The 15,338-nt window shown below is 41.6% G+C and carries 8 protein-coding genes and 1 pseudogene; all 9 read left to right on the top strand.

The window, feature by feature from the left end; translation table 11 throughout:
* The first annotated feature begins 13 nt into the window (after nucleotides 1-13).
* The 9 genes and pseudogenes from srtB (at nucleotide 14) to DW931_RS02545 (ending at nucleotide 15,328) form a co-directional block, all read left to right on the top strand.
* Nucleotides 14-784, top strand: coding sequence for a class B sortase (gene srtB, locus DW931_RS02580; RefSeq protein WP_118626871.1), 771 nt, complete (start codon nucleotides 14-16; stop codon nucleotides 782-784).
* A gap of 4 nt (nucleotides 785-788) precedes the next feature.
* Nucleotides 789-1,250 (top strand): hypothetical protein, encoded by a 462-nt coding sequence (locus DW931_RS02575; protein ID WP_118626870.1) that lies wholly within the window; start codon nucleotides 789-791, stop codon nucleotides 1,248-1,250.
* Between the two features lie 1,868 nt (nucleotides 1,251-3,118).
* Nucleotides 3,119-3,685, top strand: a pseudogene (locus DW931_RS16445) (C40 family peptidase); the annotation flags it as partial.
* 22 nt (nucleotides 3,686-3,707) lie between these two features.
* Nucleotides 3,708-4,040: a DUF4315 family protein gene (locus DW931_RS02565; protein ID WP_243003843.1), complete on the top strand. Its 333-nt coding sequence runs from the start codon at nucleotides 3,708-3,710 to the stop codon at nucleotides 4,038-4,040.
* Nucleotides 4,030-4,692 carry a CD1107 family mobile element protein gene (locus DW931_RS02560; RefSeq protein ID WP_118626868.1) on the top strand — a complete coding sequence of 221 codons (663 nt, stop codon included), beginning with the start codon at nucleotides 4,030-4,032 and terminating at the stop codon, nucleotides 4,690-4,692. The genes DW931_RS02565 and DW931_RS02560 overlap by 11 nt, the downstream gene beginning before the upstream one ends.
* A gap of 65 nt (nucleotides 4,693-4,757) precedes the next feature.
* Nucleotides 4,758-6,866, top strand: a complete 2,109-nt coding sequence (locus DW931_RS02555) for a type IA DNA topoisomerase (protein WP_118626867.1) — start codon at nucleotides 4,758-4,760, stop codon at nucleotides 6,864-6,866.
* Nucleotides 6,867-7,215: 349 nt separating this feature from the next.
* On the top strand, nucleotides 7,216-7,431 hold the full coding sequence (locus tag DW931_RS16045) for a hypothetical protein (protein ID WP_147353611.1): 216 nt from the start codon (nucleotides 7,216-7,218) through the stop codon (nucleotides 7,429-7,431).
* 281 nt (nucleotides 7,432-7,712) lie between these two features.
* Nucleotides 7,713-8,114 (top strand): TnpV protein, encoded by a 402-nt coding sequence (locus tag DW931_RS02550; protein WP_347559420.1) that lies wholly within the window; start codon nucleotides 7,713-7,715, stop codon nucleotides 8,112-8,114.
* Nucleotides 8,042-15,328, top strand: coding sequence for an SNF2-related protein (locus DW931_RS02545; protein ID WP_347559417.1), 7,287 nt, complete (start codon nucleotides 8,042-8,044; stop codon nucleotides 15,326-15,328). Before DW931_RS02550 ends, DW931_RS02545 begins: the two co-directional genes overlap by 73 nt.
* The last annotated feature ends 10 nt before the right edge of the window (nucleotides 15,329-15,338 follow it).

The following is a 15,338-nucleotide window of genomic DNA, read 5'->3' as shown; positions in this document are numbered from 1 at the left end:
GAGGCAGGACAAAATGAGAAAATGGCTTGCGGGACTGCTTTTTATCGTATCAGTGGTACTGCTCACTATCAGCATTTATTTCCTGATGGGTATGTTTTTGCAGGAGAGACAGGATAATCAGTTACAGCATCAATTGCAGGAAGTGTTGCAGGAAAAATCAGATGAGACAGGAGAAGATTCTTCTGGTGATTCACTGACACAAATAGATGCCGGAATCCTGGCTTTACATGAAGAAAATCCAGACTGTATCGGCTGGATTACAATTGAAGGAACCAGAATAGATTATCCGGTTATGTATCGTCCGGGAGATAAAAATTATTATCTGCACCGGGATTTTAACGGAGAATATTCTGCCAATGGTTGTCTGTATCTTGTGGAAGAATGTGTGCCGGGAGATTCAGACAATCTGATTATCTATGGTCATCATATGAACAGTGGAAAGATGTTTGCTGATCTTGAAAAATATAAAGATGAGGATTTTTATAAGGAACATCCGATGATTCAGTTCCGTACCATCTGGGGAAATGAAGAATATGAGATACTGGCAGCATTTACCACACCTGTTTATACAGGAAATGATTTCAATTATTACAGTTTTATAAAGGCACAGAAAGGGGAAGATTATGAGTATTTTATTAGAGAAATTAAGCGAAAAGGAATCTATGAAACCAAAGTTACAGCCTTCTATGGAGAAAAACTGCTCACATTGTCCACATGTGAGTACTCACAGAAAAATGGGCGTATGGTCGTGGTTGCAAAAAAAGTGGAAAGAACTGGGGGATAATGACATGACGGACAAAGAAATTGAGAAGGAATTTGGCTATGAAGATATGGAAGAAGACTGGGAAGACGATTTAAGTGAAGTAATCGACATCGAGGAAGAAAATGACTACTATGAGGACGATGACCTTGACTATGGCGAATGTGACTATGAAGATGAGCTGAATGTTCAGGAGACAGAGCTTCCAAAGGGAAAAAAGAAATATGACAGCATCCTGGACTGGGACAGAGAAGATTATTGGGCATATGGCTGTTCGACTAAAAAATTACTGGAAATGCAGTTTGCTGATATGATGAGCATTGCCGGATTACTGGAAGTCGTCGATTCACTGATTCTGATCGGAGAGACACAGCAGCACGAATTACAGGGCAATGTTTCAGACATCTCTACGAAACTGAAAAACAGAGCAATTTCCATTGTAGACAGATGGGAGAATTTCTTAGACAAAGACTATGAGATCAGGAGATGAGAACCATGCAGGAGCATGAATACAAAGCAAGGGATAAAACCGTTCAGAAGATGAGCCGTGATGGACTGCGGGAAGAAAACCTTCGGAGTAAGACGGAAAAAAGAATCACCGGACGTGAGGCAGATGAAAGAAAGGTAGCTGGTCACAGAGAGCAGGAACTTGATTTTGGAAAGGCAAGAAAAGCTCACATTTCCGATGATAGAATTGAGGAAATCACGGAAGGAAAACAACGATTGCGATCCAGACGTGATTTTCTGGAACAGGAAGACATTTCTGAATCTGAAGAAATGGAAACATCAGAAATAAGTGATTTAAGAGCAGGCGAGGAGAAATCTTCGCCTGTTTCACGTTCCAGACTTCGTAAGGACAGTATTCGTGGGCATCCAGGACGTGAAGCAGAGCCTGAGTCTGAGATACCAGAACTGGACAGGCAAAGCCGGAAGAAAAAAATGGTTACAGCGTATGCGTCAAAAGAGCAGAAACGCTACCATGAAAAATCAGAAATTGATGAAAAATCAATGGAAGACTTTCGGGAGGAAATTAAGAATAAGACCAAGAGAGAGCAGATTTTAAAAGAGCAGAAGCAGTCAAAATCCCGTCTTATTTTTGAGGATGAAGGAAAAGGCAGGATTCCCGGAAGTGGTATGGCGAAACGAAGCGTTGTAGCTGTTGAAAATGTGGTATCCGCTTATGGGCAGAAAAAATTCAGAGAGGATACGGATGATAATGCTGCTCTGGATGCGGCTGACCAGGCTGAGCTTATGGGGGAATCACTTGCGAGAAAATCCATCTATGTCCGACAGCGTTTGAAGGAAAGCCGACAGAGAAATAATCGATTAAGGGAAAGTGTTCTGGAGGAAACAGAAAAATCCCGTCTGCAATTTGGCAGTGATTCGTCCAATGAAGCGAAAAAGGCAATCCAAAAAGAAGCAGAACAGAAAAACCAGTCTGCATTAAAGAAACTTTTACAGAAAAAACGTTATCAGAAGCAGTATCAGGCAGCAAAACAGGGAAAAGCAGTGAAAGATGCGGCAGTTATAAATGCACAGAGATTTACAGAAAAAGCGAAGGCGGCAGTCAAAGAACTGCTTGCACAGAATCGAAATATTCTGTTATCTATTGGCATTATGGTTTTGCTGTTCGCATTAATGGCAACGAGTCTGTCAAGTTGTGCGGCGTTATTTCAGGGAAGCACAAATGCCATAGTTTCCACCAGTTACTCCAGTGAAGATGAGGATATTTATGCGGCTGAAAATGCGTATGTAGCATTGGAAAATGCACTGAATGAGCAGATTAATCAGATGAAGGAAACACATTCTGATTATGATGAATTTCAGTTCCAGATTGATGAAATCGGACACAATCCATATCAGCTTATTTCTTATCTGACTGTTAAATATGGTGGTTTTACATATGCAGAGGTGGCAGATGAAATCAAAGAGATTTTTAAAGAACAGTATGGCTTATATACAGATTCAACAAGAGAGACTGTGACAGAAAAGAAGAAGGTAAAGGTTGGAGAATCACTGGGACAGGTTGTGACCAGTGGGTATTGCAACTGCCCGATCTGTTGTGGTCAGTGGAGTGGCGGACCTACTGCCAGTGGAGCGTATCCACAGGCAAATCATACGATTGCGGTAGACGCATCGAATCCTTTTGTACCGATGGGAACGCATGTCATTATGAATGGGGTGGAATATGTAGTAGAAGATACAGGAGCATTTGCAAGATATGGTGTACAGTTTGATGTTTACTATGGCGATCACGCTTCTGCATCTGCACATGGACACCAGACCTGGGAAGCCTACATAGCGGATAGTAATGGAAGTCAGGAAGTAGAAGTGACTACGACGAGGGAAGTCAACCGACTGGATGTGACACTTACCAATCATAATCTGGATACAGTCCTGAGAAATCGTATGACGGATAAGGAGCAGGAAAGGTATGACGCTTATAACAAGTATTATGGAAATCGTGATTACTTATTTGACTTGAACAGTATTCCGACAGGTGGTGCAGGATTCGGTTATGATATTCCGGCAGAAGCTCTTTCTGATCCACAGTTTGCAAAAATGATCAGAGAGGCAGAAAAATACCTGGGCTATCCTTATGTATGGGGTGGTGCATCTCCATCTACCAGTTTTGACTGCTCAGGTTTTGTGTGCTGGGTAATCAATAACTGTGGTAATGGCTGGAATGTAGGAAGAACTACCGCAGACGGATTACGCTCTTATTGTTCCTATGTATCTCCATCAGATGCGAAACCGGGAGATCTGATCTTTTTCCAGGGAACGTATGACACGCCTGGGGCAAGCCATGTAGGAATTTATGTGGGTAATAACATGATGATTCATTGTGGTAATCCGATTCAGTATACAAGTATTGCAAGCTCTTATTGGCAGCAACATTTTATGGCATTTGGCAGGATTTACTAGAAGGGAGTGATCGAATGTGAATATGCGATTGAAAAAAGTTCTGGATGATATTCAGAAAACGGAAGATAAGATTTTGGAATTACAGGAATATGTAAAAAAATTAAAGATTCAAAAAAAGCAAATGGAAGATGCAGAAATTATTAAAGCAATCCGTTCTATGAAAATGGGCAGCCGGGAAATGTTGACGTTTCTGGATGGGATTCAGAAAGGAACGGTTACGATGCAGTTTGATGAGGAGGGCAATCTTTCCATGGATAATCAGGAAACAGGAACAGTAAAAGAAAAAAGTTCAGAGGACGAAAAGATGTTCTCCGAATCGGAAGCAGAAAGAGAGGTTTTAGAAGATGAAGAATAAAGCATTGAAGAAAATTTTAATGGCGATGTTGACGGCAACTATGCTGATTGGTTCGGTAAGTGCAACAGCTTTTGCACAGGCAAATGAAAATGCAGAACAGCCGGAAACAACTCAGGTGGTGGAAGAACAGCCGGCAGAACAGCCTGCCACAGAAGAAACCCCATTTTCGACACCTGGAAATGGGCAGCTTGTAGATGATAAGGGAAATGACAGCTCAAAGCAGTTCCTGACGGTACAGACGAAAAACGGGAATACCTTTTACATGGTCATTGATCGTGCAGGCAGCTCAGAAAATGTATACATGATGTCACTGGTGGATGAAAATGATCTTGCAGAATTTTTGGATGAAACGAAAGAAACAGAAAAGAAAGAAGAACCTGCGGTTGTGCTTCCAGAGACGACTACTACACCGGAGCCAGAAACAACAACTCAGCCGGAGACTGAAAAAAAGCAGGAATCTATTGGTAATAAAGGATGGCTGTGTGCAGCACTTGGCGGCGGAGCAGTACTGGTTTTGGGTGGTATTGTTGTGGGTGTCATCAGCAAATTAAAAAAGAAAAAGGAAGAGGGCATCGTAGAAGAAGGTCTGGAGTTTGCAGACGATACACCATACATCAATGAAGATGAAGAAAAAGCAGCAGAACAGAAATAAAAGAAATGGGAAAAGGACAGTCATAGGTTGGCTGTCCTTTTGCAAAGGAAGAACAGGAGGAAATTATGGCGAAATTTTTAGTGATTGCAGAGAAACCAAGTGTTGCACATAGCCTTGCAAAGAATTTATCGGCGTACCAGAGAGAGGACGGGTATCTGGAAGGTAACAGTTGCATTGTCAGTTGGTGTCTCGGACACCTGGCAGAATATGCTCCACCGGAAAAATATGATGAAAAATATACAAAATGGCAATTTGATGATCTGCCGATTATTCCAGATATATGGCAGGTGCAGGTGTCTGAAGACAAGAAAAAACAGTTCGAAATATTATGCAGATTAATGAACCGGGAAGATGTGGCGTATTTGGTAAATGGGTGTGACGCAGGACGTGAAGGTGAGCTAATCTTTAAGCGGGTGTATGACCTTGCCAGATGCCAGAAACCTGTGAAGCGTCTCTGGATCAGTTCAATGGAGGATGAAGCAATTCAAAATGGATTCCGTTGTCTGAAAGACGGAAGTGATTATACAGGACTTTGCAATGCTGCGGTATGCAGAGCACAGGCAGACTGGTTAATTGGCATGAATGCAACCAGAGCATATACAACCAGATATTTTAAACGTCTGGTTGTAGGTCGGGTGCAGACACCGACACTTGCCATGCTAACAGAAAGAAAGGAAAAAGTAGAGAATTTCCAGAAAGAAGCCTATTATAAAGTTTCTTTATCAGATGGGAAAATGACAGTTACTTCGGAGAATATCCTTTCAGAAAAGGAAGCAGAAGATTTGCAGAAACTTTGTAATGGAGCGGATGCGATTGTAACGAAAGTAAAAAAAGAGCAGAAGAAAATCTCTCCGCCTAAGTTATATGATCTTACCAGCTTACAAAGAGAAGCGAACCGTTTTTTCGGATACACAGCGAAGAAAACACTGGATATGTTGCAGGAATTGTATGAAGAAAAAATGGTAACGTATCCGAGAACAGACAGTCAGTATGTTACCGAGGATATGAAAGAAACGGTAGAAATGCTTATGAATGGGATGATAGAGTTCCTTCCATTTTTAAAATCAGGACAGATTGGTGGCAATCCGGAGCGAGTGATTAACAATGCAAAGGTATCAGATCATCATGCGATTCTGCCAACAAAAGAGGCATTGGAAAATGGCATGGAGGGACTGTCAGATGGAAAGAAAAATTTGATGTTGTTAATTGGACAGCAGCTTGTACAGGCAACGGGAGAAGATTATCGTTGTGAACAGACGGAAATTGCTGTTCAGTGTAACGAACATGAATTTACTGCAAAGGGAAAACGACCTGTGCAGATGGGATTTAAGGAAACAGAGGAAGCATTTCGAAAGTCCTGTGTAAAAGCTAAAAAAGAAGATGAGTCAGAGAGTAGGAATGCTATTCCAGAAGGATATAAAGAGAAGATGGTTCTTTCAGGGGTTAAGGCTGAGAAAAGTACACATTATACTTCTCCACCTAAAATGTTTACGGAAGATACACTTCTTGCAGCAATGGAAACAGCCGGGAATAAGGAATTTGATTCCGAGACAGAGAAAAAGGGACTTGGCACACCCGCAACCAGAGCGAGCATTATTGAGAAACTGGTGTCTTCCGGATATGCAAAGCGGAAAGGAAAACAGATTCTTCCAACGGCAGAGGGGTGTGAGCTGATTCATGTCATGCCGGAAAATCTGAAATCAGCAAGCCTGACTGCAGAATGGGAGAACCAGCTTCTTATGATGGAAAAGGGAAGAATTTCTGATACAGAATTTATGGATGGGATTGTGGCTTTGCTTGCAGATATTCTTGCATTGTGCAGAGCTATTCCGGAAGATGAAAGAAATCGTTTCCAGACAGCAAAGGAAGTAATTGGAAAATGCCCGGTCTGTGGGTCCGATATTTATGAAGGAAAAACAAATTACTATTGTTCAGACAGAAGCTGTTCATTTGCACTGTGGAAGTCTAACCGCTTTCTGGAAAGTATGGAAAAGTCAATGGATAAGAAAATGGCAGTTGAACTTTTGAAGAAAGGACGTACCCATGTAAAGGGACTTTATTCCAGAAAAAAAGACGTTAAATTTGATGCAGATCTTGTACTTGGTGTAGAGGATGGGAAAGCCAGATTCAGTCTGGAATTTCCGAAAAAGAAACCTGACAAGAAGAAAAAATAGAAAAATGGAAGGAGGAACGCTTTATGGCGAGAGTAGATGACATACGTGGACTTGCAGAATTTCATGCAGAGAGTATCAGTAGTTCACCAATAGACTGGATGAATTATCTTGATACTGCAGCCAGACTGTATCGTTATCCATTTATGGATCAGCTTTTGATTCATGCACAGCGTCCGCAGGCAACCGCCTGTGCGTCGCTGGAATTATGGAATGAGAAAATGTTTCGATGGGTAAACAGAGGTGCTAAGGGAATTGCCCTTCTGGATGAGACAACACAGAAAACACGACTCCGTTATGTTTTTGATATTCAGGATACACATATGGTAAGAGGTGGCAGATCACCTTATCTGTGGCAGATGCAAGAAGGACAGCAGGCAGCAGTATTAAACCATTTAGAAGAAGTTTACGGTTTGGAGGCGAAAGATACAGAAACACTTTCGGATGCATTGATGGCAACTGCAAAATATATGGTAGAAGAAAATCTGGAGGAGTACCTGGATGGACTGCTATATGTGACAGAAGATACCTATCTGGAAGAACTGGAGGAAGATACGATCCGCAGTGAATTCCGTAGTCTTTTGACAGACAGTATCTATTATACATTGGCAGTCAGATGTGGTATTGACCCAATGGAGCGTCTGGAAGAAACAGACTTTAGGCATATTACAGATTATAATCATCTTTCCGTACTGACTTTTATTGGAAATGCCACGAGCAGGGCAAGTGAGTCTGTACTTGTGGATATTGGACGATATGTTCATCGCATTTCTTTGGAAGAAATGAAGAAAAGTATTGAAAATCCAGAAGAAAGGAATTATAATAACTTTAACACGTTAATTCGTGAAAATGAAGGAAACACAGAAGCATATAAAAACAATGAGCAGGAATATGAAGGAGGAAATGAGCATGGAACTGACATATCATCGCAAAGGGGATTACCTGTTTCCGAATCTGACAATCGAGGAGACAGAAGTGAACATCGGGAAGTACGGGATGTTACGGAGAACATTTCTGAAAGAGCACAAGAACAGCCTGTACCAGAGCCTGTTGCTGACAGGGAAACTGAACCGACATCTGGAGGAAATCGAGAAAGCAGCATTGGAGAGATTGGAAATTCAGATGAAGAAGTTATTGGAGCAGAATCCGGCACCATCGAAGGAAGTGAACCCGATGGAGTGGACAGCACATATGAACAGTCTGACGGCAATCGTGGAAGAGAGCATCTTGACGGAATTGGTGTACAGCTAGTAGAAGACACAAATGAAGATCAGTTAAGTAAAGCAGAGGAAGAAATTGCCTCTGCTTTATCTTTGCCTGAACTTCCATCTGTGAATGAGCAGAGGCGTGAGATCGAAAGCCGGGTTGCAGCACTTTATGCAGGAGAAATTGCCATTTCAAGTGATGTTGTGGACGAGATTTTAAGAACAGGGGGAAATCGAAGTGGAAACCAGTTGCGTATTATTTACAATTTTATGAGCGAGCAGTCACCAGAAGATTATACGGAGTTTGTTAAGCGGGAATATGGAACTGGTGGAAAAGGAATCGTAATTAACGGAATGGAGTATGCGGTCTGGTTTGATGAAACCGGAATGCAGATTGCAGTCGGACACACCGTAACAGATCAGATTTTAGATAAGGCTTTTTTATCCTGGGAAGACGTAAGTGGACGTATTCATCAGCTTCTGAAGCAGGGAGAATATGCACCACAGTCTGTGTTGGATGTGGCAAGAAGTAACGCTGTAAAGGAACATGCACAGACATTAGCATACATGAAAGGTGACATGGCGGAAGGTGTGGCAGAGCTTGTTTTTGATGAAGAAGATTTACCACATCTTACCAGCATTTATCCGGAGATTACGGATTATCTGGAAGAAAAAATTGCAGATCCAGAGTGGCTTGCAGATTTGAATGAACGACTGGAAGGACTGGCAATTGCTTATGAGGAAGATAAAAGCATTATGCGTTTTCGGACGTATAATCCGATCAGAGTATCCGGAGAATTTCAAAAATTTGCTGCAGAGGTTGTGCCTTATACTGCCAGAGATGATTTTGCATGGCAGGAACATCCGATATTTATTACACAAGATGAAATAGATGCGTTTCTGGCTGGTGGCGGCCCGTATTCAGATGGAAGACTGTCAACTTATTCTTTTTATCTTCTGAATGAGGATGATAAGGCGAGAACAGACTTTATTAAAGAAAAATATGGTGTGGGCGGTCAGAGTCATGCTTTGAGTGGTGCAGATAATTCCCATGCAAACTATGATGGGAAAGGACTGAAACTTGAGAGAGGGAATATTGGAAATCCAGATACGGAAATCTTACTGCCATGGTCAAAAGTGGCAAAGAGGGTTGCTTATCTGATTGATAATCAGCAATTCTTACGTTCAGCAGATTATTCTCGTATGCCGGATTATGAGAGAGAACGGATAGCGTCTAAAGTAATCAGTTTTTATGCAAGACTTCCAGAAGAAATTGAGCGTCCATATAAAGAAGATTTTTTCAATGAGGAAGCAAGAAAAACAATTCCGGATATGCTTAAGGATACGGAACAGTCACAAAGTCTGTTACAGTCAATGGATGAGGCACTGGCTACATTGCCGTTGGATTTTGAGTCAGCAGGAGTGACATACGATCAGAAAGTACAACTTTTAACAGAAGTGCATCAGTATGTGGAAGGAACTTATACTATTTTCCCGGCACAAAAAGTAAGAGAACAGACAGAGGGACTGACAGGACATCAGATGTCATTGTTTGACCTTATGAGTGTAAATGAGACAGAAGAAGCTCTGGAAAATCCAGAATCAGAGGAAAGTGTTCCGGAAGTGGAAGACGCTCAAGAGGAAGCAGATCTGGGAACGGATATACATCAGTCCTTTGAGGAAGCAAAAGAATTATGGGAAGATGGCTTTTATGAAGAAGATTATGTGTTAAAAAGTCATGTGGGAGAACTGATTTATGACAGTATGGATGCAGTCGGCAGATCCGTGGAAGACTTTTCAGACGAGCAGATGAAGGTTGTCCGAAAACTGGCGGAGCAGGAACGTATGCTGGAACCAATTCTCAATCCGGATTTTTCTCCGGAACAAATGCAATTAGTATCTGATATAGCAGAAAAACTCTGGAATGACAACGGCAGATGGCAGGATGAAATGATAGAACCATATACTGACCATGTGATGGAGTCGGATGAAATTGCCACAATACGACAGGAAATGAATTTGGAAGTACCGGAAACAGTAACACCGCAGGAACAATGGGACGAGAATGTATTTGAATATCAGGGGTATCATTTTGAGCCGGTAGGTGTTTTACCGCATGGTTTGGAAGGAAAAGAACTTGTAAATCTTACGAGGGGAAATACAGAATTACATTTATCTACATATGAAAGAGAAGATGATATTCTGTACTCTTACGCAGGTTTTTATGAAGCAAGCGGAGCAACGAAAGCAGATATTTTCCAGTGCATGGAAACGGGACGTAATTATATTCCGGGCGAGAATGAGCTGTTTGGCTATGAGGGAGAGTTTTTGCCATATTTGCAGAATGAGCAGGAGGAAAAGATAGAACCTCACAATTTCCGTATTACAGACGATGAATTAGGGGCTGGTGGTCCGAAAGCAAAATTTAAAGCCAATATGGAAGCTATCCGGCTTTTGAAGAAGCTGGAACAGGAGCAGAGACTGGCAACGTCAGAGGAGCAGGAAATCTTATCCAGATATGTCGGATGGGGAGGTGTCCCACAGGCATTTGAGGAAAGAAATGGTGCATGGACAGAAGAATATCTGGAGTTAAAAGGAATATTGACTTCGGATGAATACAATGCTGCAAGGGCATCGACACTGAATGCTTTTTACACATCTCCGACAGTAATTAAGGCAATGTATGAAGCACTTGGAAATATGGGATTGAGACAGGGAAATATTCTGGAACCATCTTGTGGAGTGGGAAATTTCATGGGACTCTTGCCAGAGAGTATGAATCATACAAATATGTATGGAGTAGAGCTTGATCCTGTTTCGGGGCAGATTGCAAAGCAACTTTATCAGAAAAACAGGATTGCGGTACAGGGATTTGAAGAAACAAATTATCCAGACAGCTTTTTCGACTGTGTGGTTGGAAATGTACCGTTTGGAGCTTATCAGGTCAGTGACCGGAAATATGACAGATACCATTTTATGATTCATGATTATTTTATTGCCAAGTCCTTAGATATGGTTCGCCCAGGTGGTATTGTTGCGGTTGTTACATCAAGTGGAACAATGGACAAGCAGAACCCGGAAGTGCGACAGTATTTTGCAAACCGGGCAGATTTATTGGGAGCTATTCGACTGCCAAACAATGCTTTTCAGAAAAATGCGAACACGAATGTTGTTGCTGATATATTATTTTTTCAGAAAAGAGACAGAATTTCTCTTGCGGAGCCTGACTGGGTAAAGCTAAAGACAACAGAGGAAGGATATACGGTCAATGCTTATTTTGCAGATCATCCGGAAATGGTGTTGGGAGATTTTACAACAGAAAGTACACAGTATGGAAAGCAGGAAATAACTGTAAAAGCAAAAGAAGGGGAAAATCTTGCAGAACAGTTAAAAGAAGCAATCGGACATATTCAGGGGACAATTACGGAACTGGAAATTTCAGATACGGAACTGGAAGAACAGGTAGTTTCGATACCGGCAGACCCAGATATTAAAAATTTTAGTTTTGCACTTGTCGGAGAAGATATTTATTATCGTGAAAATTCGGTAATGAATAAACTGGAACTTCCAGTAGTAACGGGAGAACGTGTCCGTGGCATGGTAGCTATCAGGGATGCAACCAGTAGACTCCTTGAAAGGCAGTTAGAAGAAGGCAGCGATGAAGAAATCTCTGCATTACAGGCAGAACTAAACCAGGTTTATGACAGATTTACTGAAAAATATGGTCTTCTTAGCAGTAATGCAAATAAAAGAGCGTTCAGCATGGACAGCAGTTATTGTCTTTTGACATCGCTGGAATTTCTGGATGAAAAGGGAGAATTAAAGCGGAAAGCAGATATATTTAGTAAGAGAACCATTCGGAGAGCAGAACCGGTAACGTCCGTGGATACGGCAAGTGAAGCATTGGCAGTATCAATCGGAGAAAAAGCAAAAGTAGATATTCCTTATATGATGCAGCTTACCGGAAAAACGGAAGGAGAAATAACGGAGGAACTGGCAGGGGTAATCTTTAAGAATCCTATTACAGAAAAATGGGAGCCGTCCGATGAGTATTTGTCTGGAAATGTCAGAGAAAAATTAAGCGTTGCAAGAGCCTTTGCAGAAAATCGTTCCGAGTATATGGTTAATGTGCAGGCTTTGGAACGAGTGCAGCCGAAAGACCTGGATGCATCTGAAATTGAAGCCAGACTTGGTGCTACATGGATTTCCCCAGATTATATCACAGAATTTATGGCTGAAACTTTCCATACACCAAGGCATCATATCAATTATGATAGAATTAAAGTGCAGTATGCGGAAGTAACCGGACAGTGGAACATAAAAGGAAAGAATGTAGATAGCAGTAACAATCCGCTTACTACATCGACCTATGGAACGCAGAGGACAAACGCTTATCGCTTACTGGAAGACGCATTGAATCTTCGTGACACTAAGATTTATGATACAATCCATGATGCAGATGGAGAACATCGGGTATTAAATCGGAAGGAAACAACGCTGGCACAGCAGAAACAGGAATTGATCAGAGAGGAGTTTAAAGACTGGATTTTCCGGGATATGGATCGCCGTGAAAATCTCTGTAAGATATATAATGAACGGTTTAACAGTATCCGTCCAAGAGAATATGATGGCAGTCATATTCAGTTTGTCGGTATGAATCCGGAAATTAAACTTATGGAGCACCAGAAAAATGCGGTGGCACATATTTTATATGGAAACAACACCTTGCTTGCACATTGCGTGGGTGCGGGCAAGACATTCCAGATGATTGCAGCTGGAATGGAGAGTAAACGACTTGGACTTTCACAAAAGAGTCTGTATGTTGTACCGAACCATTTGCTGGAACAGTGGGGAAGCGATTTCCTGCGACTTTATCCAGGTGCGAATGTTCTGGTAGCAACAAAAAAAGATTTTGAGCCTGCGCACAGAAAGCGTTTTTGTTCCAGAATTGCAACAGGAGATTATGATGCAGTTATTATTGCACATAGTCAGTTTGAGAAAATTCCACTTTCCAGGGAACGACAGATTGCATTGGTGGAAGATCAGATTGCAGATATTACAGTGTCTATTGAAACTGCAAAACTGGAAGTGGGACAGCAGTATACGGTCAAACAGATGGAAAAGACAAAGAAAACGCTGAAAGCAAAACTGGATAAATTAAATGACCAGACAAGGAAGGATGATGTTGTTACATTTGAGCAGCTTGGCATTGACAGGCTTTTTGTAGATGAGAGCCATGCGTTCAAAAATCTTTTTTTATATACAAAAATGAGAAATGTAGCAGGCATTTCACAGACGGACGCACAGAAAAGTTCGGATATGTTTATGAAGTGCCGATATATGGATGAGATTACAGGTGGTAAGGGAATTACATTTGCGACTGGAACACCTGTGTCAAACAGTATGACTGAATTGTATACCATTATGAGATACCTTCAGTATGACACGTTGATGAATATGGGAATGGGACATTTCGATTCCTGGGCGGCAACATTTGGAGAAACAGTTACAGCTATCGAATTGTCACCGGAAGGAACGGGCTATCGTGCAAAAACACGATTTGCCCGTTTTTTCAATCTTCCAGAGCTGATCTCCATATTTAAGGAAGCGGCAGATATTCAGACTTCTGATATGCTGAATCTGCCTGTACCGGAAGCGGAGTATATCAATGAAGTACTCAAACCAAGTGAAGAACAGAAAGAAATGGTAGAAGCATTTTCGGAGCGTGCAGAACAGGTTAGAGGCGGTAATGTTGATCCAAGGACGGATAACATGCTCAAGATAACCAACGATGGAAGAAAATGTGCATTAGATCAGAGACTCCTTAATGATATGCTGCCGGATGCAGGAGAGAGTAAAGTAAATGCCTGTGTGGAGAATGCTTTTCAGGTATGGGAAGATGGAAAAGAAACACAGGGTACACAATTAATTTTTTGCGACCTCAGCACACCGAAGAATGATGGAACCTTCAATGTTTACGATGATGTGAGAAACAAACTTGTAGAGCGTGGCATTCCAAAAGAACAGATTGCGTTTATCCATGAATACAATACAGAAGCAAAGAAAGCAGAGCTGTTTGCAAAAGTGCGTGCAGGACAGGTTAGAATCCTGATGGGGTCTACACCGAAACTTGGTGCAGGTACGAATGTCCAGGACAGACTTATGGCATTACACCATTTGGACTGTCCTTGGAAACCGTCAGATCTGGAGCAGCAGGAAGGACGTATTTTACGACAGGGAAATCAGAATGACAAGGTAAAGATTTTCCGATATGTAACAGAAAATACATTTGACTCGTACATGTGGCAGATTCTGGAGAATAAGCAGAAATTTATTTCACAGATTATGACCAGTAAATCTCCGGTTCGTGCCTGTGAGGATGTGGATGATACGGCATTATCTTATGCAGAAATCAAAGCACTTGCTACCGGAAATGAATATATTAAGGAAAAAATGGATTTGGATGTTCAGGTGAGTAAGCTGAAACTTCTGAAAGCAAACCATACCAGTCAGATTTATCGCCTGGAATCGGATATAGCGAAACGTTATCCAGTACAGATTACCGCATTAAAAGAGAAAATAGCTGGAATGCGTGTAGATGCAGGAACGGTAAAAGGGGTGGATTTTCAGGATAATGATAGCTTCGTAATGACGGTTGGTGGAAAAATGTATAATGATAAAAAGGAAGCAGGTCTGGCGTTGATTGCGGCAGCATCTGGATTAAAAACGGTAAAATCAGCAGGGCAGATTGGAGAATATCACGGCTTTGCACTTTCTTCAGAGTACAATTTTCTGTCCAATACTTACACCATGACGATTAAAGGAAAATGCTCGTATAAGATTGAATTTGGAAAGGACCCACTTGGTAATATCCAGAGAATCCACAATGCACTTTCGGCAATTGAGAAAAAACTGGAAGAAACGGAAAGAAATCTGGATACGGTGCAACAGCAGTTAAAGACTGCACAGGAGGAAGTACAGAAGCCATTTCCAAAAGAGGCAGAATTGAATGAAAAAATGGAACGTCTGGCAGAATTAAATGCCATGCTCAACATGGATGAGAAAGGGGGAGAAAATATTCTGGCAGATGAAGAAATCGGAGAGAATCCAGAAGTAACCACGTCAGATAAGAGTCAGGACAGAATTGCAGACGGTATCCGTAAGGTTTCGATTCTGGAAAGACTGAAAGCACAAAAAGAGCAGGAAAATACGACTGCTACACAACAGAAACCAAAAAGGAAACACGAACAGGAGTTATAAGAGTATATCC

The organism is Clostridium sp. AM43-3BH (genome assembly GCF_003479985.1).
In the GTDB taxonomy this organism is placed as follows: Bacteria; Bacillota; Clostridia; order Lachnospirales; family Lachnospiraceae; genus Otoolea; species Otoolea fessa.
The sequence above is the reverse complement of the archived record's forward strand: the minus strand, read 5'-3'. Positions and strand labels throughout refer to the sequence as shown.

Excerpts from the sequence above, each read along its gene's own strand:
- srtB (WP_118626871.1), top strand. The coding sequence starts at position 14 with ATGAGAAAATGGCTTGCGGGACTGCTTTTTATCGTATCAGTGGTACTG.
- DW931_RS02575 (WP_118626870.1), top strand. The coding sequence starts at position 789 with ATGACGGACAAAGAAATTGAGAAGGAATTTGGCTATGAAGATATGGAA.
- DW931_RS02565 (WP_243003843.1), top strand. The coding sequence starts at position 3,708 with ATGCGATTGAAAAAAGTTCTGGATGATATTCAGAAAACGGAAGATAAG.
- DW931_RS02560 (WP_118626868.1), top strand. The coding sequence starts at position 4,030 with ATGAAGAATAAAGCATTGAAGAAAATTTTAATGGCGATGTTGACGGCA.
- DW931_RS02555 (WP_118626867.1), top strand. The coding sequence starts at position 4,758 with ATGGCGAAATTTTTAGTGATTGCAGAGAAACCAAGTGTTGCACATAGC.
- DW931_RS02550 (WP_347559420.1), top strand. The coding sequence starts at position 7,713 with ATGAAGGAAACACAGAAGCATATAAAAACAATGAGCAGGAATATGAAG.